Origin of the sequence: Virgibacillus sp. NKC19-3, assembly GCF_019837165.1 — a bacterium.
Lineage (GTDB): Bacteria > Bacillota > Bacilli > Bacillales > Amphibacillaceae > Virgibacillus_L > Virgibacillus_L saliphilus.
This window is the reverse complement of record NZ_JAGYHC010000001.1, coordinates 805,610-827,358: the sequence shown is the minus strand read 5'-3', so window position 1 is coordinate 827,358 and position 21,749 is coordinate 805,610. Positions and strand designations below refer to the sequence as shown.

Annotated in this window: 17 protein-coding genes and 1 pseudogene; all 18 read right to left on the bottom strand. The window is 37.4% G+C overall.

All coding sequences use genetic code 11. The annotated features are described in order from the left end of the window. Positions 1-191 precede the first annotated feature (191 nt). The 18 genes and pseudogenes from KFZ56_RS04190 to KFZ56_RS04105 all read right to left on the bottom strand — a co-directional run bounded on the left by KFZ56_RS04190 (position 192) and on the right by KFZ56_RS04105 (position 21,396). Entirely contained in the window at positions 192-1,472 is a 1,281-nt protein-coding gene (locus KFZ56_RS04190) for a TRAP transporter large permease (protein ID WP_222640449.1), read from the bottom strand. 2 nt (positions 1,473-1,474) lie between these two features. After that, positions 1,475-1,972 (bottom strand): TRAP transporter small permease, encoded by a 498-nt coding sequence (locus KFZ56_RS04185; protein WP_222640448.1) that lies wholly within the window; start codon positions 1,970-1,972, stop codon positions 1,475-1,477. 99 nt (positions 1,973-2,071) lie between these two features. Then, positions 2,072-3,079: a TRAP transporter substrate-binding protein gene (locus KFZ56_RS04180; protein WP_222640447.1), complete on the bottom strand. Its 1,008-nt coding sequence runs from the start codon at positions 3,077-3,079 to the stop codon at positions 2,072-2,074. Between the two features lie 432 nt (positions 3,080-3,511). Next, a complete protein-coding gene (locus tag KFZ56_RS04175) occupies positions 3,512-3,832 on the bottom strand; it encodes an FIMAH domain-containing protein (protein WP_222640445.1) in 321 nt (106 codons plus the stop codon). Continuing rightward, positions 3,823-5,187: a glycoside hydrolase family 28 protein gene (locus KFZ56_RS04170; protein ID WP_255584830.1), complete on the bottom strand. Its 1,365-nt coding sequence runs from the start codon at positions 5,185-5,187 to the stop codon at positions 3,823-3,825. Before KFZ56_RS04170 ends, KFZ56_RS04175 begins: the two co-directional genes overlap by 10 nt. A gap of 763 nt (positions 5,188-5,950) precedes the next feature. Next, entirely contained in the window at positions 5,951-8,188 is a 2,238-nt protein-coding gene (locus KFZ56_RS04165) for a glycoside hydrolase family 28 protein (protein ID WP_222640443.1), read from the bottom strand. A gap of 494 nt (positions 8,189-8,682) precedes the next feature. Continuing rightward, on the bottom strand, positions 8,683-8,838 hold the full coding sequence (locus KFZ56_RS04160; protein WP_222640441.1) for a hypothetical protein: 156 nt from the start codon (positions 8,836-8,838) through the stop codon (positions 8,683-8,685). A 367-nt stretch (positions 8,839-9,205) separates the two neighbouring features. Beyond that, entirely contained in the window at positions 9,206-9,307 is a 102-nt protein-coding gene (locus tag KFZ56_RS19980) for a hypothetical protein (RefSeq protein WP_375540692.1), read from the bottom strand. A gap of 443 nt (positions 9,308-9,750) precedes the next feature. After that, complete coding sequence (locus KFZ56_RS04150; protein WP_222640440.1) at positions 9,751-10,062, bottom strand: hypothetical protein; 312 nt, start codon at positions 10,060-10,062, stop codon at positions 9,751-9,753. Positions 10,063-10,155: 93 nt separating this feature from the next. Next, complete coding sequence (locus tag KFZ56_RS04145) at positions 10,156-11,529, bottom strand: hypothetical protein (RefSeq protein ID WP_222640439.1); 1,374 nt, start codon at positions 11,527-11,529, stop codon at positions 10,156-10,158. Positions 11,530-11,627: 98 nt separating this feature from the next. Next, complete coding sequence (locus KFZ56_RS04140; protein WP_222640438.1) at positions 11,628-12,749, bottom strand: Gfo/Idh/MocA family protein; 1,122 nt, start codon at positions 12,747-12,749, stop codon at positions 11,628-11,630. A 153-nt stretch (positions 12,750-12,902) separates the two neighbouring features. After that, positions 12,903-14,300, bottom strand: coding sequence for a glucuronate isomerase (gene uxaC / locus KFZ56_RS04135; RefSeq protein WP_222640437.1), 1,398 nt, complete (start codon positions 14,298-14,300; stop codon positions 12,903-12,905). A 64-nt stretch (positions 14,301-14,364) separates the two neighbouring features. Then, the gene (locus KFZ56_RS04130; RefSeq protein ID WP_222640436.1) at positions 14,365-15,858 is read right to left on the bottom strand and encodes a tagaturonate epimerase family protein; all 1,494 of its coding nucleotides are present in this window, start codon (positions 15,856-15,858) and stop codon (positions 14,365-14,367) included. A 555-nt stretch (positions 15,859-16,413) separates the two neighbouring features. Further along, entirely contained in the window at positions 16,414-16,884 is a 471-nt protein-coding gene (gene larC2, locus KFZ56_RS04125; RefSeq protein WP_222640434.1) for a nickel pincer cofactor biosynthesis protein LarC2, read from the bottom strand. Between the two features lies 1 nt (position 16,885). Further along, the gene (gene larB, locus KFZ56_RS04120; protein WP_222640432.1) at positions 16,886-17,635 is read right to left on the bottom strand and encodes a nickel pincer cofactor biosynthesis protein LarB; all 750 of its coding nucleotides are present in this window, start codon (positions 17,633-17,635) and stop codon (positions 16,886-16,888) included. Positions 17,636-17,782: 147 nt separating this feature from the next. Further along, positions 17,783-19,264 (bottom strand): gluconokinase, encoded by a 1,482-nt coding sequence (locus tag KFZ56_RS04115; RefSeq protein WP_222640430.1) that lies wholly within the window; start codon positions 19,262-19,264, stop codon positions 17,783-17,785. 70 nt (positions 19,265-19,334) lie between these two features. Then, positions 19,335-20,105: an SDR family oxidoreductase gene (locus tag KFZ56_RS04110; protein WP_222640428.1), complete on the bottom strand. Its 771-nt coding sequence runs from the start codon at positions 20,103-20,105 to the stop codon at positions 19,335-19,337. A 23-nt stretch (positions 20,106-20,128) separates the two neighbouring features. Then, positions 20,129-21,396 (bottom strand): annotated as a pseudogene (locus KFZ56_RS04105) (nickel pincer cofactor-dependent isomerase, group 22). Between the last annotated feature and the right edge of the window lie 353 nt (positions 21,397-21,749).

The following is a 21,749-nucleotide window of genomic DNA, read 5'->3' as shown; positions in this document are numbered from 1 at the left end:
TTGGGATGATTACTTCGTATATATTTTTGAATCCGTTATTTTCTTTTATTAAAATATGAAAAAGAGCCAATCTTTGGTAATATACAGGTGTCTAACAAGTACCAAGAGGGCCCTTTTTAATGAAAACTGTGCGTTTTTACAATCTCGAATTACGTGCATCTTAGTTGCATACACACATAATACTAGTGACATTACTCCACAAAAACATTAGGAAAATACAAAGATAAACTAGGGATATATGCAACTAAAAATACCATAACAATCATAACCGCATAGAATGGTAATAAACCTTTAGATGTTTTCTCAATGGGTAATTTACCAATGGCAGATCCAACAAAGAGTACAGTTCCAACAGGAGGTGTTATCAATCCGACAGCTAAACAGAGGATTAATAATACGCCAAAGTGAACAGGATCCATTCCCACATCTATTGCTACCGGAAGCAAAATCGGTGTAGCTATTACAATAAGCGGCGCCATATCCATAATCATCCCTAGTAGTAATAATATTACTACAATCATTAAAATCGTTATTGCTGAATTTGGAGAAATGTTAATTAATGTATCAGCAACCAATGCTGGTATCCTTAGCAAGGTTAACAAATAACCAAATGCTGAGGAGGTTCCAATTAGAAACAAGACCATGGACAATGTTTTAAACGTATTTTTTAAAATAATACCCATCTTTGTCAGTTTAATATCTCGATAAACAAAAAATGTTATAATAAACGCATATAAAGCGCCAATAGCTGCAGATTCTGTAACAGTAAAGTACCCGCTTAGAATACCACCCATGATAATTACAATTGTTAAAAGCCCGAGTATACCCTCACCAAGAATCCTTGGAATGTCTTTTTTGTCAACCGGCTGTCCTTTTGGATAATTTCTCTTTCTGGCCAACATATATGTAATGATCAATAAAGCAATTCCTAACAATAACCCTGGTAATAAACCGCCCATAAATAAAGAACCAATGGATACACCACCAGCCGCAGTGGAAAAGATAATCATATTATGACTCGGCGGAATCATGACGCCTTGTGCAGAACTCGATACCGTTACCGATACAGCGTAGTCCGAATCATATCCTTGTTTTTTCATCATTGGAATCATAACAGAACCTACTGATGATGTATCAGCAAGTGCAGATCCGGATATACCTCCAAAAAAAGTGCTTGCTAGAACATTCACCATGGCTAAGCCACCCCTTAGCCAACCAATAATCACATTTGCAAAGTTGATTAACCTTCGGGAGATACCGCCCTCATTCATAATCTCACCAGCAAGAATAAAGAAGGGGATTGCCAACAGTGTAAATGAATTCAGACCCTCAACCATTTGCTGAATAAGCGTAGCAAGGTCAATATTCATATAAAGTCCAGTAGCCAATGATGCAACTATAAGTGTTAAAGCAATTGGTACTCTTAGTATAAGCAAAATAACAAATGTTCCCAGTAAAAGAAACGTTTCCATTTTTATTCTCCCTCCCCTTCTTCATAATTTTGATGCAAACCTTTCACAAACAACAACTCGATCCCATTTAAAACGATAAATATACCTGTAATCGGAATAGAAGCATATAGCACACTCGAAGGTAATCCTAAGCCCGCTAAAGTTGAGTTATTCATTAAAATAGTGAAATTCCACCCATAGTAAATCATCAGAACACCGAAACCAATAATTAGCAACTTAGCAAAAATATCGCATATGGTTTGTATTTTTTCTGGTAACATATTAACAAAAATGCTTACTCCGATATGAAGTTTTTCCTTAAAGCCATAAGCCATTCCTAAAAATGCTACCCAAACAAATAAAACTCTAGAAGCCCCTTCGGACCATGCAGGCGTATGATTCAAAAATTGGCGGGAAAAAACTTGATAGATTATAACGATTGTCATACTTGCGAGCATGATTAAAGCTGTAAAAAGAAGAATTTTATCCAATCCTTTTTTCACGTTTTTTAAAACGCTCATCAAAGAAACTCCTTTCACATGGTGTGTGTTACCACTTGATCAATAAGCCTCATTTTAAAAGAAAGGGGAAATGAGAGACCAATTCCCCATCTTAAATAATCATTGCTCATCCTGGATTCTATCCAACCACTCTCCATACTGATCTTCATATTTATCATATACAGGTTGAACAGCCTCTCTCCATTCTTCAATATCATCCATTTCTACAATTTCATTTCCGTTTTCCTCAATTTCATCTCGTGATTTATCAACTAGCTCGTCCCATGCCTCTCGCTGGGCATCAACCGATTCTTCAGCTGCTTCCTTAAATAATTGTTGATCTTCTTCACTCAAATCGTCCCAAACCTGTTTCGACCCAAGAAGAACTTCTGGAACGTCTTGATAACCAGGCAAAGATGCATATTCTGCTACCTCATAATGCCCGGAAGCTTGATAACTCGGGAAATTGTTCTCAGCTCCATCAATCACACCTGTTTGAATGGCCGAATACACTTCATCATATGACATTGGTGTAGCAGATGCTCCAAGTGATTCAGCAATATCAATTGCTAAATCTGATTCTTGCACACGAATTTTTTTGCCTTTTATATCTTCTAACGTTGTAACCGGTTCACCTGCTGTATAAAAAAAGCGTTCTCCATTATCATAATAGGCAAGGCCAATCAGATTATCTTCTGTAAATGAGTCTAATATTTCCTGTCCAACTTCACCTTCCCAAACATCCCACTTTTCTTCTTCGGATTCAAATAAGAATGGCATAGACAAGGCTCCAATATTATCATTAAATTCCGTTAAAGGGCTACCATTTACCCGAGCAAAATCCAATGAACCCAGTTGTAGTTGTTCAATGGAGGACTTCTCATCCGTGAGTTGACCATCTGGATAAACTTCTATTTCATATCGTCCATCTGTTTTCTCTTCTACCAACCTAGCAAACTCTTTATCGCCTATTGTTGTTGGGAAATCTTCCGGTTGGTCTTCAGCTAATGTTAATGTGGTTGTTCCTCCATCCGATGAATCTCCATCTCCTGAACTATTACTGCTGCAAGCCACCAAGAACAAAATAAACAACGACATCACAATTAAAGATAGCGCTTTCCTTTTCATAGCTATTTTCCCCCTTGTAAAATTTGAAGGTTATGACAAATCGGGTAGTCCTTCAATAATATTTCATTTATTTTGTTTGGCAAACAAAATAAATAGTTAACCATATTATAAGGAAAGCGTTTTACTATGTCAAGCTATTTCTTGTTAGCTCCATACTGGAAAATAGATTTAGTTGTTTTCACATAGAAGGGGATATTTAAGAGGAAACAAAGTCAGATTTTGAGTGTGTGAGTGGCAAGTAGAATTTGTTATTGGAAACCGTAGATTAATTTTAATGGAAAATATGGAAATAGATAGGATATTACTTCAAAAATCAGAAAACCTCCTTAGGGCAAACCTTAAGAAGGTTTATAAAGGTAGTTCTGTTGTGTTACTATGATATACAGTTTAAAAAGTTAAAATCTAGCTTTAGATGATACTAGCTAATATTAACTATCTCCATTCTTCAAGCAAATGCTCTACGTCAGCTTTAAGAATGTTATAGGCTCTCTCAGAAATGAAATCATTTTCCTTCTGATCGTCCAATAGTATCACTAGGTTCCTTAAATGCTTCACAACTTTGTCAGAGGCTTCTTTTTCCTCAAAATGGTTCACAATTGATAAATGAGTGATTAAGAGACGGGTAACATCTGAATTTGAAATCTCACCGCCCTTTTCCATACGTTCAACTAGTTTCTTCATATCTTGAGTACCATCCGGCGGCAATAATTCATATACAGGCGCTTCATTAATAGTTACATTTTCTAATTCCAATCCTTCAACATTTTTATATCAGCATCTTTCTGTACATTATTAAAATTAGAATCAATAATTCTAACACCTTGAATCGGAGCTTGATCTAATCCTTCTAATTTTAACGCGTACTCTCCACCATCACTTTCTAAGTTTTTAACTTTAATATCTGCTATTTCAGGAACATGTTCTTCTGAAGTTGTCTCTTCACCGTCATTGGTATAATTGGTATTGATCTTAAAAACTTCATCACGAACGTTCTCCACAATATTATTGGTAAAATTAATATTTTTAGCGTAGCCACCTCGATCCGTGTTGGTCTTAATTCGTAAGACATTCCACAGATTAGGGCTATCCATCACATTATTTTGAGCGTGAACATTCTTAACGCCACCTGACATCTCACTTCCTACTGTGACGGCCCCATGCCCATCTTTCATATGATTATTTAGTATAAAAATATTTTCACTTGGGACATTAATTCTTCTTCCGTCAGCATTTTTTCCAGATTTTATAGCAATATTGTCATCCCCATTATTAAACTCGTTGTTTTGGATGAGTACATTTTTACTCGACTCTGGATTAACACCATCTCCATTGGGCCCATGTCCTTCAATAGTTGTATTTTGTACCGTTATATTTTTAGATAGAACAGGATGAATATGCCACATCGGGGAATCGTTTATGGTCACCCCGTCAATCAAAATGTTTTCGCTTTCATAAAACTGAATCATATTCGGGCGTAAATAATGGCCCTTCCCAAATTCCCTTTCCTTTACTGGTACATTGTCTTCACCCATTTTCATTAATTGATCTGCATCATTACTTTGTTCAGGTTGACCTTCTTCCCATCCAGCTTCTTTTTTACCCTTCCATGGCCACCAATGATTTTCGTCAGCATTTCCATCAAGTGTACCTGCTCCCGTAATGGCTATATTTTCCTTCCCATATGCATAAACCAATGGTGAATAATTATATAACTCTGTTCCTTCAAAACGTGTTTTCACAACCGGGAGATAATCGTCCGGATCTTGACTGAATTTGATAGTAGCACTTTCTTGAACATGTAAATCGATGTTGCTTTCCAAATGAATGGCACCCGTTAAGTACGTCCCTTCTGGAACAATAACTCTGCCTCCCCCTGCTTCGTTAGCCGCCTCTATGGTCTTTTCAAATGCCTCTGTATTTTTTGTTTCTCCATCTCCTACTGCACCGTAATCTTCAATATTAAAATCACGATCCGGAATAGTCGGTTTTGTGACTGAAGGTGTTTGATGGTCATCAGCCATAACCGGGGACGCCATTAGTCCGAACATCAAGATAGTAAAAATTAAGAGATATAAAGATTTTCTTACCTTCTTAACATTGATATACATTATCACCAGCTCCTATTATCAATTTGAATAATTCTATGACTTTTCTAGGCAATAGTATCATTATGCCTGTTCTTCTTTTCTATCAAAAACAAACCTAGTACAACATTATAAACATCCCATTTACTTTGAATAATTGATTCCGCCCTTACCTACAATCACGCCCTATCCATATACAAAGCAACCGCCACATACTACCCATACCAATTATTTTATTATTAAAGCGGTTCCAAAATATTCTAAAGAACTCAATCCATACCAACACTCCTACTTAGTCATTTGAGATATGGTTAAGTTATTTTGACATTTTAAAGTCCCTCCTTTTATTTGTTTGGAAAACAAATGAATAATTAAAGTGTATACGTTAACAGCTTCTTTTTCAATGTTTTTTAATATATTTTGAAAATAATGAGGTTCATTGTAAAATGAAATGCAACAGTTAAATAAATAGAAAGCCATCGTGAAACCACGTTTTGCCTATCCCTATGCTTCATGAACGCCACAATGGGCTCATAAGGAAGTTTCTATCCGCTGATGATACAATTGACGATGCCGCAAATTGGATGAATACACTTCTTAGGAAAATATTAGACTATCAGAACACATCCGAAGCGTTCGCAAAATTTATTGGTGTTAAGGCTTAAGCCCCAACACCAATAAATTACAAAAACCTTACACTGTGGTTTCACAAAGGGTGTTGCATTTACTAATGCAATTTAGGGAAATGTTAAATTCTATTTTCGAAAACTGCCTTTCAACATATAGGTTATTTCCCTGCAAAATCTGATACTCTGTCCATTACTTCAATTGCTTCCGCATAAGTTACTTCATCCTTTGGTGAGAATATATCTGACTCTTTCTCGGTTAAGAAATTAAATTGTTTCGCTCGCTCTACATTTGTTAAATAAACATCTTCTATTTCATCCCCATCATTAAATGTAGAATCATAAATCGTAGATGCATTTTTAAAAGATAATCCACTGCTCATCACAGCAACAGATGCCATTTCTTCTCTTGTAATGGTATCATTTGGATTGAAGTTTCCATCTTGTAAAACTAACATTTCCTCTTCTAGCACTGCTGCAACCATGTCGTAATCTGGATCCGATTTATCAATATCATCAATATCTATATCTTGTTCTGGAGTTGTTAAATCCCACATTTTTGATAACATTCTAGCGACCTCAATACGAGTAATTTCTGTATTTAGGTTAATAGTAGAATCTGGATTAATTATACCTTTTGAAGCAATTCTATTTGCAGCAAATTCAACTGAACTATCTGAATTAGTAACCTGGTTATTTTTTAATACTTGATAAGCTATACTCGTTTGTTCAGAATTATTTTTATCCTTGACTGTTACTTTAATAAACTTACCTGCTACATTCTCTGGAACTGTCCACTGTTCGCCAGTTGCAATTTGTTCGTACGTGCCGTCTTTTGTATCTGATATTAACCAAGTATAAGAAATTGTGTCAGTATTTCCTCCAATTAGAAGTGATGTTGCATTCAACTGCGCACCTGGTGAAGGAACACCTAAAATTCTTGTGTCAGTGGGTCGGGGATAAGTTTCTCCATTAATTGTAACATTTTCCATTACAGTATCATCCGCCCAATTCATTGCTCTTATAGCATTTGCGGTATTTGTAATTTCGACATTTCTTAACACAAGTCCTTTAATCGGTACCTCCTCAAAAGCCTCCATAAAAATACCATATTCCCCACCATTACTTTTAACATTCTCAATTAAAATATTCTTAAACTCAGGAAGATAGTCACCGTTTTTACCATCTGCATAATACATAGTACCATGAATAGTAGCCTCATTAATTGTTTCTATTTCGGAATTTCCTAAATAAATATTCTCGATTACCCCTCCTCTTTTTGCATTAGTTTTAAAGCGTAATGGATAAGTCAAATTCGGGCTATCAAAATGATTGTTATTTGCAAATACGTTTTTAATCCCTCCGCTCATTTCACTCCCTAATGCAATACCACCGTGACCATCAGCAAAAGTATTATTTTGAATAATAATATTTTGACTTGGTATATCTAATTCCCTTCCATCTAAATCTCTGCCAGATTTAATTGCAATGCCATCATCACCAGTATCAAAGAAATTATCTTCAATCAGAACATAGTTGCTACTTTCCGGATCAATACCATCATTGTTGTGACCATGAGACTGCAGTGTCATTCCTCTAACAGTTATATTGGTAGATAATACAGGATTAACCTGCCACATCGGTGAATTATTTAAAGTTACATCTTCAAGCAAAACATTTTCAGATTCGATTATTTGAATAAAGTTAGGCCGCAAATATCCTCCATCACCAAACACTCTTTCTTCTACTGGAACACCGGAATTATTCATATCTCTCAGCTGATTACTTGCTTTTTCCTGTAAACTTTCGTCACTTTCAGACCAAGTTGCTTCAATTTGATGTTTCCAGTCCCACCATACAGAATCACTGGCTTGCCCATCCAATGTACCTTTACCTGTCACAGCAATATTTTCTGCATCATATGCATAAATTAATGCACGGTAATTATAAACTGGTGTTGATTCCCAATGGCTGTAAGCAACGGGATAATTATTTTCATTTATATCCGTAGTAAATTTAATTAATGTATTTTCATCTTTTAAATGAAGATTTACATTGCTTAAGAGTTCAATTGATCCTATTAAATATGTCCCCTCCGGCACAACAACAGTTCCGCCTCCTTGTTCATTTACATGTTGAATTGCTTTTTCAAATGCTTTCGTATCAAGTGTGCTTCCGTCAGCATTAGCTCCAAAATCCATAATATTTACCTTATATTCCGGAAATTCTGGATCACTGATGTGAGTTAATATCTCTTCTGCCATATCCCAAGATAATCCTTCTGTCTCTTCTTCTTTCTCTTCTTCCGTCCCTTTTGTTGAATTAATATTAAAGGTTACTATGATCATTATAGATACTATTAATAATGATGCAAAAACTACAAATAATATTTTTCTCATAATCCATTCCTCCTTGTGAATTATCTTTTGCAATTGTTTCTGATTAAGACTATAATAACAATGTTAACTTTTTGAATGTTTATATTTATAAGGATTATTTAATATAAAGATATTTTTACTTGGGACATTAATACATCTCTCTTGTCAACATCCTTTCCAGATTATATAGCAATATTGTTCATGGGTTCATTGTAAAATGAAATGCAGCAGTTAAATAAATGTTCATTAAACTCATTGTTTAAAATGAGCGCATTTTTACTTGACTCTGGATTAGGACCATCCCCATTGGTTCCATGTCCTTCAATAGTTGTATTTTAAGCCGTTACATTTATAGATAGAAAAAAGTAAATATGCCCACATCGGGGAATCGTTTATGGTTACCCCGTCAACCAAAATGTTTACGCTTTCATAAAATTGAATCATGTTCGGGTGTAAATAATTCCCTTTTCCAAATCCCCTTTCCTCTACTGGTACATTGCCTTCACCCATCTTCATTAATTGATCTGCATAATTGCTTTGTTCAGGTTGTTCTTCTTTCCATCCAGTTTCTTTTTTCCTTTACTAAGCCACCAGTGATCCTCTTCAGCATTACCATCAAGTGTGCCTGTTCCTGTAATAGCTATATTTTCCTTTCCATATGCATAAACCAATGGGTTTCAGTGATATCCTAAACGCCTCCTATCCATTCCGACACTCTCTTTCCAGCTATTTGGAATAATGAAATTTATTCTGACATTTTAGGCGCCTCCTTTTATTTGTTTGGAAGACAAATTAATAGTTAAATTTTATAACCTAAAAACATATTTTTCAATGTTTTCTTAAATATATTTTGAAAATAATGCAAAATACTCAATGCTTTTATAGTGCAATAGTCTGTATAGATTATACCAGCCGATAAAAGCTTCTTTCCATGCACAGGCGTGGGCAAGGTTCGAATGATAACCAATGGGTCCTGAACAATTGCTTGTTCCTTCCGACAATTCGTCTCCTCGTTCAGCCAGTTGATATGGTTCTTTTTTAGCTTTTTCCGTGCTTGTGGGGATAGTGTTTTTGCAGATCCCGACGAACCTCCTGAAGCACATCTGTTACATAACGGGTCACGTGGTAACGACCAACGATCCGAATCGCTCACGGGGACCAGGAACCTATCAAATGATGATATGTTAAACTCAAATCCATGACGACAGCCACAGGATTCATGAGATTGACAGTAGGACACTGCTTAGTATATGCATCTAAGTCATCCTTTTTCGCCCTGGAATGATATCGAGCATACTGCCGCCTTTTAAAATCATGAATGCCTGTGTTATACGTATATCCCTTGCGTATCGCAAAACCATCGATCCCCAAGGCCAGACCGGTCAATAGCGTCTTGAAAGCATGCTTCCAGTGTGTTTTCACTTTCGTTTTGAAGACCAGGCTTATAAAACCGTTCAATAGTTGCGCAAAAGCCTCTTCAAATTTCGCAAGAACTTTTACAGTTGTTCCGTGCCCTTTTTGAAGGCAGTGTTTTCCAAAGGCCGCAGAGTACTGCTTTTTTCAGAGCAGCAAAATCATAACTCCTATACAAAATCGGCTCCACAACTTTTGCATTGCAGGAAGATCGTTGGAACCTGCACATACGTGTGACAAATAACTATAGACAAATGACGGACATGACGATAATAAGGTGTTTCATTTCGTTTCAGTCGTTCACAGCTATAAACGGGGCAAGGTTGCATTTGTAATATCGGCTTTCCAACAAGAATAAGGTTCTTTTTTTCATCTAAATAGGCATTATTAATACGAACTTCTGGGATATCTACCAATTGATTAATACAATAATTGTATACCTTTTTCACCCCATTATGATTTTTAGTTCGCTCTATCATCATTACAAGGGAAACTCGTGCTTTTCATTTATTTTACTCCTGCACCATATTTTTACTATTTTTCAACCTTAGATTTTGGTGAAGATAAACGATTAGCTACAACAATAAATAGGCAACAATGGAACCTATCCCGCCATAAACAAGGGAATAAAGTAAATTACTTACTGTTATCCGATAGGGGTTTATTTCAAGATTTACAGCTGTTACCGTAACTACCAATCCATATGTGCCCACAGTTAAAGTTGCAATAGCACTTGTAATCATTACAATTGCAATACTTAACGGATTGTAAATTGTTAGTAACGTGCTCAGTAAACTGCTTAAAATCCCAATCGTTGCAACGGGATGAACACCAAACATACTCATAAATAGAAAGATTAGTTGCATTAAAAAAAAGACCAGTAGTGGATATTCGGATAATGCAATTACCGGTTGTTGTACATACTCTAAAAACGTTGTGTTACCAATGCTGTTCGAAAACAAAGAAAGAGAGATAAATAAAATAATAAAGTTTTGCATGGTATTTGTCTTATTCTTCCATGTGTTCCAGCCAATGACCCAAAAACTATGAATCCTTCTCATGATCATCGACCAAACAAAGGAAAATGGGAATATGAGCAATGATACTGCTAAAATGAAATCCAGATTAAAGAGATTTCCTATTAATATAACAAGAGATAAAAATAGCGTAAGTGCAACAGCAAGATAAAAAATTTTCTTTCCTGTTCCATGAATGTGAGTACTTACTGAACTTGTCCCCTGATCACTTACATAAGAATACCTCTTGTAATGATACCTTCCCCAAATAGCATCCAACATAAAAGTAGTTACTGCAATGATAAGGAGCCAAGGCAACAGAGTCACATAGGAAACTCCGGTTTCAAATATAGTGACAGCTAATAATATTTCCAGTGGGCTCCATAAAAGGGCCAACGAAAAACCTCTTAACGTGGAAATACTAATAAACGAGTTTCTTAATTTCCTGTTTACATGCGACAAATTATCCTTTAATACATCTTGAGAAATAGTTGCAGCAGAAAGATTTAAAAAAGCAGCTAACGTCAATGTTGTTGTCGTACTGCGCGCATATAACTTACCTAAATCAGATACGTTCACTTTCATTAATGCATTCAGACTTTTATCGAACCGACCACTCCTTACGACGCTGCTCATCCATGGAAGCATCGAAAGTAATACCAAAAGAGACATATTCGATGTTAAGATTTTTGGTAAGTCAATAATTGATTCATCGGTTTGTAGATAAAAGAATCCCCCAATTAAAATAAACGTACTGCCGAGTACTTTGAACAATCGAGATGCTAATGGAAAGGAAAAAATCACCATAAAAATCGCCAGTATTCCCAAAATATAGTTGATTGTCTCATTTTCCATAAAAACGTTCACGATATAAATGGCGAATATAATGGCATAAAAAATATACAGATAAGAAGTAAGTGAGCGGTATTTCATGTTTACCCCCTTATATATGACATCTTAAACGATTAGCAGATGCCAGCTTCTTTACAATATAAAAGCAGACATATATTTAATCATTCATATAATAGTAATCATTTACGCTTCGACTCTTTTATCTTTGTACATAAATGTTCGTAGAAGACATCAGGGTTAACAGGCAATTCCACCGTTTGATTCAACCACGATGATAAATAAGCAGCGTTGGAAATCTCTAATCCTTTTATACCTTCTTCACCCGGTGCTAATAAGGGTGTTCCTTTTTTAATACCATTAATCCAATTTTGAATGATACCTAGGTGACCAGTACTTTCACCATGAACAGGAATGTCAATTTTCCAACACTCCGGCTTCCCCATACCGCCTTTGTAAGTTGCATTGAATTCACGTTCAGATCGCCTAAGTCGGTAAAAAGTAAGTTTCTCATCATTTTCTATCACCAGTTTTCCATTATTCCCCACAATCTCAAAGCGGTTGGTTCCAGGTGCTTCACCAGTTGACGTTACAAACAGGCCTGTTGCACCATTTTCATATTCCGCATAAATCGTGGATTCATCTTCCACTTCAATATCATGGTATTTCCCGTAAGCGTTAAATGCTCGTATCCGTTTCGGCATAAGCCCCGTTGTCCATTGCCATAGGTCCAGTTGATGTGGTGATTGATTCAACAACACGCCTCCACCTTCTCCTGACCATGTTGCTCTCCAAACACTAGAATCATAGTAACTTTGAGAACGATACCAATGAGTAACCGTCCAATTCATCCGTTTAATATCCCCTAGTTCATGGGATTGAACTAATTCACGAACCTTTTGATAAACGGGATTCGTTCGTTGATTATACATAATTCCAAAGACCCTACCACTTACCTTTGCTGCTTTATTCATTTCTAAGACATTTTTTGTATACACCCCTGCTGGCTTTTCAGTGAGAACATGAAGCCCCTTGTTAAGGGCATACTTTGCTAAACCAGGGTGATCATAATGTGGTCTTGTTATAATAACACCATCTATATCTGCGTCATGAAAAAAATCTTCCTCATCATGAAACACTTGAATGGAGTCTCCAATTTGTTCCCTCACCCACCTTCCGCTATTTTCATTTTTTGTGCAAACAGCTGTTAATACAGCATTCATAACTTCCTCCTTTTCAAACATTGAGACATACTGACTACCCATACTTCCAATGCCAATAATTCCAATTTTTATTTTATTCATGTTTGCACCCCTACCAATTATAATATCTGTTTTAAGCTATTCATCGAACTCTATGTTTCTCTGTACATGCTACAAATATCAGATATATATAAAGAGAACTCCCTGATTATAACAGTAAAAGGGAGTCCTTCATTTATTCATTAAAATTATGCTTTAAAGAGTAAAGTAACGTTTTGCATTCTCATAACAAATATTCCGTACGTACTTCTTAAGTAAAGCCATATCTTTCGGAATTTTATGTTCTTCTACCCATGCCCCTAATAAGTTACATAGAATTCTTCGAAAATATTCGTGCCTTGGAAAGGATAGAAAACTTCTCGAGTCAGTTAACATGCCAACGAAATTGCTGATCAACCCAATATTTGCCAGCGTTTTCATCTGTTTTTCCATACCATCAATATTATCATTAAACCACCATGCGGTACCGAATTGGACTTTTCCTGGGATCTCTGAATTTTGGTAGTTACCAGCCATCGACGCCAACACATCATAATCCTTTGCATTCAAACTATAAAGAATCGTTTTTGGAAGCTTATCCATCTCTTCTAGCGAGTCCAAAAAGCCTGCGACTTTATCTGCTATCATTAAGTCACCGATTGAATCAAACCCTGTATCCGGACCAAGCTTTCTGAACATTTTTTTATTGTTATTACGAAGCGCACCCAAATGTAATTGCATAATCCAGCCTTTTTCCGCATACATTTCACCTAATGCAATCAGCGTGTATGTTTTATATTTATCCGTTTCTTCAACAGTTACATTTTCCCCTGCCAAGCGCTTTCTAAATATCTCCTCTACTTCCGTTCTAGTAGCAGGTTCGTAAAACATAACATCAATTCCATGATCGGAACTTCGGCAACCTTGTTCATTGAAAAAGTCGACTCGTTCTCCAATGGAAGTCAAAAACTGATCATACGTTTCGATTTCCGCGCCTGTTACTTCTCCCAGTTTAGCCACCCAAGGCAGAAAATCCTCACGCTCCATATATAAACCTTTATCAGGCCTAAATGATGGTGTTACATTACTATAAAAACCTTCCTCAGCTAATGCCATATGTGTCTCTAGCCCGTCTATCGGGTCATCGGTGGTACCAACAAATTCAACCTTTTGATTTTTTAACAAGGAACGCACCGATAGCTCTGGCTTTGCTAACTTATTATTTGCTTCTTCCCAAATTCTCGGAGCTGACTTTTCATCCAATAATTCATCAATATTAAAATAGCGTAATAACTCTAGATGAGTCCAATGATATAATGGATTGCCAAACATATTTGGAACAGTTTTAGCCCATTCCATAAATTTTTCGTAATCTGGCTTACTCCCTGTAATATACGCCTCATCTACCCCATTCGCACGCATAGCACGCCATTTGTAATGGTCTCCCCCGAGCCATATTTCTGCAATATTTTCATAATTTTTATCACGTAAAATTTCACTAGGTATTAAATGGTTATGATAATCAATGATGGGTAAATCCTTTGCTGTATTATGATAAAGTTCTTTCGCTGTATCATTGTATAATAAGAAATCATCTGTAATAAATGTTTTCATCATGACACTCTCCTTTAATCATTTCATTAAACCTGTTTTAACCATATGCAAGTAGTTTTTATTTTTATAGTCCAAGTTTATCCAAATGCTTGCCAATATGCGTGATGAGCGATTCCGTATAGGTTTCTTCATAGTCGGAAAGGGTTTGAAAAATATCATCTTTCATCGTGAAATGACCATTATCATCCTTATTGGATAGAATTAAACCAAATGTAACGTGAAATAACTGACGTGCTGCATCATCATTCATATAATCCGAAAGGTCCTCATCCGGCACATCATCAAGAGACTTGATGCTCTTTAAATCAGGTGTTACATGATAATATTTCAATGTTTCCTCAAAGTGTTCTAAGGCAAATCGATGCATAGTACGGTAAAGAGATGGATTTACTTTTGCAATAACACGAATTGCTTCTAACCAGTTAGTACCAGCAGTTTTTATATGGAGAATTCCTTTTGTATACTTGGCAATCGTGGGAAAGACTTTAAATTTATCACTTCCTGAATGAATACTTAATTTATATCCAAAATGCTCTGCAATTAAAGCATGCTCACTTAATTCGTGCTCAAATTGTTCCAAGTCTCCAATATAGTCAATTCCCTTTTGAAATTCTCCACAGAATCTTGGAGCAAGACTGACAACACCGACTTGTTTTTGAATCAATTCATTTGCTACAAAGAAATGAGAAACCGGTGACGTGATCGTTTCTGTTTCATCAATGGAAATTTCAAAATCAATCGCCCGATCTTCTTTGCTAATGTATTCATGATACACATGGGCCGTATACGTAATGGCTTCATTATAAAGCAAGACATTGCGCATCAAATCTATTTCATTAAATGTTAGGGATAAACCGTTAATCTTAAATGTTTTATCTAAATACTTCTCCGAATAATATTCCTTCACATCCTTCGGTAATTTATGGTATTCCTGTTTAACTGTCTCAGCAGTTGCTTCTTCAATAGATTTATCAATTTGGTCTGAACAATCTAACGTAATCATCGAAACCCCGAGTGATAGAGCATATTTTATATCCGACTCTTTTTTTATATGATCACCGTCAGCACCATATCCGCCTTTATACCCTTCCTGAAAAACAGCAAAAGCTGCGGCATCTAAAACATCATTCATACTCCTATTCGTGAGGTTTAATTCGCGAATGCTCTGTTGAGCTAAAACTGGTTTAACATCTCTATGTCTTATTGTTTCAATATGACCTGGCGATGCCAACCCTAAGCGATCTCCTAAACCCATCGTGGCCACTTTTGTTCCAAATGCACGTGGAACTGTATAATCAAAGTAGCGATTTAAAACAAGTCTATTTTCGTGTGTAAGCGGGCAGGCTTTCCCATTTTCACCCACATCCTCTCCCGTTAATGCATCATATAAAGGACCATTTCCGGAAGCTAAAATAAATTTATCTGATTCCACCTTCACCATTAACAAATAGACATTGTCATGTTTGGTGTACGATTGTTCGTACACTTTTACCGCTGATGTTTCTTTTCCAACTCTTCCAGTTTGTAATTGTTCCATAATTGATGACAACATTTCCATAATCCTAACTCCTTTTTTAAAAGTTATGTAATAGCTATGGAGTAGTAAATATGCTGCAGATTTTGTTCTTGTGACCATTATTTCTTTCACAAAAAGTTGATACTTTATCAATTTCTATCCTTAAAGCAGCTTTATACACACACCAATATTCTCATTTCCTAACGTCAGTCAACCGAAGTTTTCAAAATCAAATAGGTCCCTACATAATTATTTTGTTTACCAATCAAACTAATGTTTTCTATATTTATGATAATTGTAACCGCTTAAAATGTCAAGTGACCAAAAGGAAATACAGCACCGCCGAAGTAATTTTGTCGCACATTTATCATATTTTACGATACACTCTTTTGGAGTTCCTTCTACCTCAGTTATTAGAAAACCATTGATGGCTCCATAATGGGATGGCTTCTCATAGTACCGACATTGCAAGGCTCTTTCTCCATCCATTACTTTTGATTAAAGTAATATCAGAGGGATTAGTTGTAAAATTAGGTCGATAAAGTTCGCCCTTGTGTGTTATCTCGTAAGTATCCTAGAATTTTTCCATTCCTAATATCATTCCATCCCTCGCCAAACTCCCTCATAAACCTGCTTCAACGGCACGCCAAACTCCTCCGCGATCGCCTTACAATCCTCAAACTCCGGAGAACACTGAAAAACCTCTCCATGGTAAATGCCTTGTTTAACCGTAACAGAGGCTCCCCACTCCGTTTGTACGGTAACAAATTTCCGTTCCATACGGTGCACGGTCAATGGATAATAACGAATGCCGAATGTGGTTGTTTCCCTAAACAAGATCTCTTTCATCTTCTCCATATCTTTTTGAGGACAAAGCAATTGAAGTAAGATTCCTGGTCTATTTTTTTTCATATAGATGGGTGTATAAAATACATCATTTGCCCCGGCTTCTAGCATGACCTCCATTACATAACCAAGCCATTCGCCGGAAATGTCATCAAGATTCACTTCCATTTTTATCATTTGCTCATCAACATGCTCATTATCAGGAGGTGGATAGGAAACCATGTCAAAAACTCCTCTCATTATTTGCTAGCTGATCAATTAATACCGCATTATAAGCGCCGCCAAAACCATTATCGATATTCACAACGCTAATCCCCGATGCACAAGAATTTAACATGGCGAGCAAGGCTGACATCCCTTGGAAATTCGCGCCGTACCCAACGCTCGTTGGAACGGCGATTACGGGATGTGCCACCAGGCCTCCAACAACGCTTGGCAGAGCACCTTCCATACCTGCTACCACTACAGACACCGTCGCGTTTTGGATTTCCTCGGCATGGTCCAACAGACGATGAATACCAGCAACACCGACATCATAAAACCGCTTAACGTTTCGTCCCAATAGCTCTGCCGTAACAGCAGCTTCTTCTGCTATTTTCAAATCAGAAGTGCCCGCGCAAACAACGGCGATGTAATGATCAGACTCGTTAACGAATGCCGTTTGCTTCCAGCTTAGCATTTCTGCAACATCATAATAAATAAGTTCAGGATGTAGCTTGAGAATTGCTTCTGCCTTCTCCCTAGAAATTCTTGTTGCCAGCACATCATCTTCTTTTGCCTTTATGGCTTCAATGATAGAGATGATTTGCTCCGGTGATTTCCCTTCTCCATAAATAACCTCCGGAAAACCCTTGCGCTTTTTTCGTTGATGGTCCACTTTCGCAAAGCCCAAATCTTCATATCCAGCTAATTTCTCCTTGGCCTTTTCCACCGATAATGTCCCATCCTGGACTTGTTTTAGTATATCTTCCATTTCGTTTGCTCACCTCATTTATCTTATAGAAAAAAATCCACCAGCACTGAACTACTGATGAAATTATATCATATACTAGAAGACTTGACGTTCTCCTTATCCTTTTGACAAATGCTTTGTTACACTTATGATAGGAACGTTTATGTTTCACGATTTGCGAAAATTGCCGGACAAATCCTCCACAATCTTCTCATACCTCTCATATACGCCTGTATATATGTTATGATTTTCTCTATTCGGCTGAATAATTTGCTCCGTTGGCATATTTTCTTTAATAGCTTCAAACGAGTCAACCTCGCCGATCCCAACCAAAGCTGTCCAAGCCGCTCCCCATGCTGCGTTATGGTGTGTGTCTGAAAGATGAATATTTTGGCCGAATATATCTGCCATAATTTGTACCCAAACAGGAGACTTGGCTAATCCGCCATTGACACTTATTTTCTCCGGTTTTCCTGCTATTTCTTCCAATGATTTTCCGATTTGATAAATATTAAACGTTATTCCTTCAAGCACTGCGCGTATGAAATGTTCCTTTTTATGACCAATGCTCAATCCATAAAAGTTCCCTTTGGCATTTTGGTTCCATAACGGTGCTCTTTCCCCGTTTACATATGGAAGAAAAATAATCCCCGCTGCACCAGGATCTACTTTTTTTGCCATATCCGTCAGCTCATCATGACTCCCCTGAAAATCGAACAAGTCTTTTAACCATTGTAAGACAATTCCACCATTATTGGTAGCACCCCCTATGATAGAGGTATCATCGGTGAAAGCATATGTAAAGGTTTCATGCTTGTCGTTGACACTTGCCCCTTTCATAAATTGCCTGATGGCACCACTTGTGCCAACAGAAACAGCTACTTCTCCAGGAGAGATTGCCCCGCTTCCCAGGTTTGCCAGTTGTCCATCCGCTGCACCTATTACAAAAGGTACTTGTGCGTCGATACCTATTTCTTCAGCGACATTCGGTTTCAAAGCTGGCAATACTTTCGTAGGCGGAACAATTTGCGCTAACTGTTTTCTTTTGACACCTGCATATGCCAACGCATCCTCATCCCAATCCAACGTCTTCACATGGAACATCCCTGAAGCGGATGCTATGGAATAGTCAACGACACGCTCTCCGAACCATTTTTGAATTAAAAATGCTTTCATCGACATGAAGTACGTTGCTTTTTGGTAGGGGACGTAATCATTTTCCTTCATCCATCGCAATTTTAGCAATGGGGACATTGGATGAATCGGTGTGCCAGTTTTTTTGTAGATATCCATGCCAGTTGACTGCATGAGTTCCTCTGCCTGGCAGCTGCTTCTGCCATCAGACCAAATGAGCATATTTGATAAAGGATCAGCGTTATCATCCACACAAATAATGGAATGCATTGCACCGGATATTCCAACTGCTCGTAGTTCATCTTTTTGTACACCTGCTTTTGTAATCACTTCCTTCATTGCCAGTACGGAGGATCGTTCGATTTCCCATGGATCCTGTTCCGCCCACTCTGCATGCGGATAATAAGTGGTATTCATTTTTTCTGATTCGGCAATTAATCTTCCACGAAGGTCAAACAAAACTGCTTTCACACTTGTTGTCCCAAGGTCAAGTCCAGCAACTAATTCCCTACCCATCCAGTATCTCTTCCTTTACACTTAAATTCTGTAGAAAAAGGCCTTGGGGATCTCCAAGGCCTCACTTTTCCTATATTGTCATACTTCCAAATCCACCATCAACACTTAGAAGGGATCCGGTTACAAAGCCTGATGCTTTCTCAGAAGCAAGATATACAGCTGCGCCTTGTAGTTCTTCCGGTTCACCAAAACGATGAAGTGGTGTATGTTCCATAATGGATGCAATCCTTTCTTCACTTAGAATTTTACGGTTCTGCTCTGCAGGGAAAAATCCTGGAATAATGGCATTTACACGAATTCCATATGGAGCAAATTCATTTGCCAGAAATTGCGTGACATTATTGACGCCTGCTTTTGAAGCTGAATACGTAAATACTTTTGATAACGGGGGGCCCGATGATACAGAGGAAATATTAATAATGCTCCCTTTTCGTTCTTGTTCTATCATTTTTTTTGCAAAAATTTGGGTTGTAAATACAAGCCCTTTTAAGTTTACATCCATTATATCATCCCATTCATCTGTATCCAATTCCATGAATGGCGTAGAACTATTTTTGCCAGGCGCGTTTAGTACAATATCCCAGCCACCGGACCATGCATTGATATCTTTTGCGGCATTTTCCACTGATTCAAGATCGCTTACGTCCGCTTGGAAGGATTTTGCGACACCACCATCAGCTTCAATTTCCTTTGTTACTTCTTCCGCTTTCTCCATATTACGGCCAATAATTGCTACTTTGGCTCCATGTGCTGCTAATCCCTTTGCGATGGAGCTGCCTAATACACTGTTTCCGCCAACTGCTACAGCGGTCTTTCCTGTTAAATCAAATAACTTATTCATTTTTACTTCCCCCTAAAATACGATTATACGAGATTATTTTCTTTATCAAATTCTAGATCATATAGATTTGACATTTGTTCTGTGCTTTCATGTTCTTTCACATGATTAAGCAATGCCGCGGATACCTCAATTTCACTTAACTCCAAGGTGTTTTTAATGCGGACCATTTTTACCTCTTTAAAATCTAGAATATTACTGGTTTTAATGGCCGCTTGAATCGCTTGTCGATCATTTGGCAGGGTTGTGGCTATATGTGTCGGTGTCACAACCGTTGATGTTAACCCATTGGCATACGTTGCCTCCCGGTCCATCTTATCCACAAGACGCTGTGTGGTGAAGTCTGCTGTCCCGACACCATTGGCATTTCCTTCTGTTTCTGGGGTTAAATCAAGCACGACCATTTTCGTTACATCGGGGCCGCCGTATGCGTATGGTGTGGGGTAGCGTCCTGTTATATTCGGATCCATACCGTCTCCGCTAATGTTTTTGCCAATTTCATCAATGATAAGCACATCAATGTTGTCAAAATGAAGTTTAGGTAATAACTGTTTGGATAACTTCTGTAATTCCGTCTCTCTTTCCTCAACTTCTTTTGGCGTTAGTACTTCTATTTTTGCCACTTTATCAAATGGATTCTCTACAGATGCTACCGCGAAGATGATTGGCATTTGTTCCATCGTCATTTTAGCCATTGCCGGTACGTGCTCGGCCATATGTTTAAAACCAAGCTGATGGCATGCCTCTGCTCCTTTTTGTTTGCCAAGCCCAATACTGATCATCTTCATAATTCCGCTTTCAACAGGGCCACGAAAGGCGGTATGAGGCTTCACTCGATTGATAACTACAATTCCGTCTGCTTTAGAAGCAATTTCATCCACATAGACAGGCAACCCATTATCTAATTCACCAACTTTGATCACGTCCATCGAAGAGCGGATCTTTGCATTTACACTTTCCTCTGTAACACCCAAATGTTCAAGTACCGCCTTTTGTCCCTCACCTGTAGCCCCCCATGACTTCCCATACACGGTACGATAAACGGCTTTGCTCCTAAATCCTGCAAGAACTTGACCGTCACTGCAGTCATCTCAGGCAAACGATCCAAGCCCCGGCTTCCAACTGCTATCGCAATTTCCATTCCCGGCTTAACGGCTTCTTTGATATATTCCTTTTCTAGTTCGGCTTGCAGGGCACTGCCAAGGTCATCTATCTTGTCCGTTTCAAATTCCTGACTCACTTTAGCCATTTTAGGAACAGGAATATCTTGCAAAAGTTCTTGAAGAATACCCATCAGTTATACACTCCCTTTTTTATCTATGTTCTTGTTTTTTGTTTCTATTTTATTTATTATTGGCACCATGATAACGGGAAAATCATCTTGGTCTTATGTAATCCTTTTCAAAAAATACTATCAAATTAAATAGAAATAAAGTAATTTAGTTTGTTTGCCATACAAATTATTAATTTAAGAATAGCACTTGTTTAATTGTTCGTCAAACGATTATCCACTTTTTAAAAGTTATAATCTTTATAGTTATAGATTTTTTATATTCGTGAACAAAAGCGAAAAGTGCCTGGTTAAAAACGTAGAGACCCCCGCGTTGCAACTGAGATTAGATGAACTTGACTTGTCGCCAATGAATG

Coding starts and splice junctions, on each gene's coding strand:
- KFZ56_RS04190 (WP_222640449.1), bottom strand. CDS start 1,472: ATGGAAACGTTTCTTTTACTGGGAACATTTGTTATTTTGCTTATACTA.
- KFZ56_RS04185 (WP_222640448.1), bottom strand. CDS start 1,972: ATGAGCGTTTTAAAAAACGTGAAAAAAGGATTGGATAAAATTCTTCTT.
- KFZ56_RS04180 (WP_222640447.1), bottom strand. CDS start 3,079: ATGAAAAGGAAAGCGCTATCTTTAATTGTGATGTCGTTGTTTATTTTG.
- KFZ56_RS04170 (WP_255584830.1), bottom strand. CDS start 5,187: ATGTATATCAATGTTAAGAAGGTAAGAAAATCTTTATATCTCTTAATT.
- KFZ56_RS04165 (WP_222640443.1), bottom strand. CDS start 8,188: ATGAGAAAAATATTATTTGTAGTTTTTGCATCATTATTAATAGTATCT.
- KFZ56_RS04150 (WP_222640440.1), bottom strand. CDS start 10,062: ATGATGATAGAGCGAACTAAAAATCATAATGGGGTGAAAAAGGTATAC.
- KFZ56_RS04145 (WP_222640439.1), bottom strand. CDS start 11,529: ATGAAATACCGCTCACTTACTTCTTATCTGTATATTTTTTATGCCATT.
- KFZ56_RS04140 (WP_222640438.1), bottom strand. CDS start 12,749: ATGAATAAAATAAAAATTGGAATTATTGGCATTGGAAGTATGGGTAGT.
- uxaC (WP_222640437.1), bottom strand. CDS start 14,300: ATGAAAACATTTATTACAGATGATTTCTTATTATACAATGATACAGCG.
- KFZ56_RS04130 (WP_222640436.1), bottom strand. CDS start 15,858: ATGGAAATGTTGTCATCAATTATGGAACAATTACAAACTGGAAGAGTT.
- larC2 (WP_222640434.1), bottom strand. CDS start 16,884: ATGGTTTCCTATCCACCTCCTGATAATGAGCATGTTGATGAGCAAATG.
- larB (WP_222640432.1), bottom strand. CDS start 17,635: ATGGAAGATATACTAAAACAAGTCCAGGATGGGACATTATCGGTGGAA.
- KFZ56_RS04115 (WP_222640430.1), bottom strand. CDS start 19,264: ATGGGTAGGGAATTAGTTGCTGGACTTGACCTTGGGACAACAAGTGTG.
- KFZ56_RS04110 (WP_222640428.1), bottom strand. CDS start 20,105: ATGAATAAGTTATTTGATTTAACAGGAAAGACCGCTGTAGCAGTTGGC.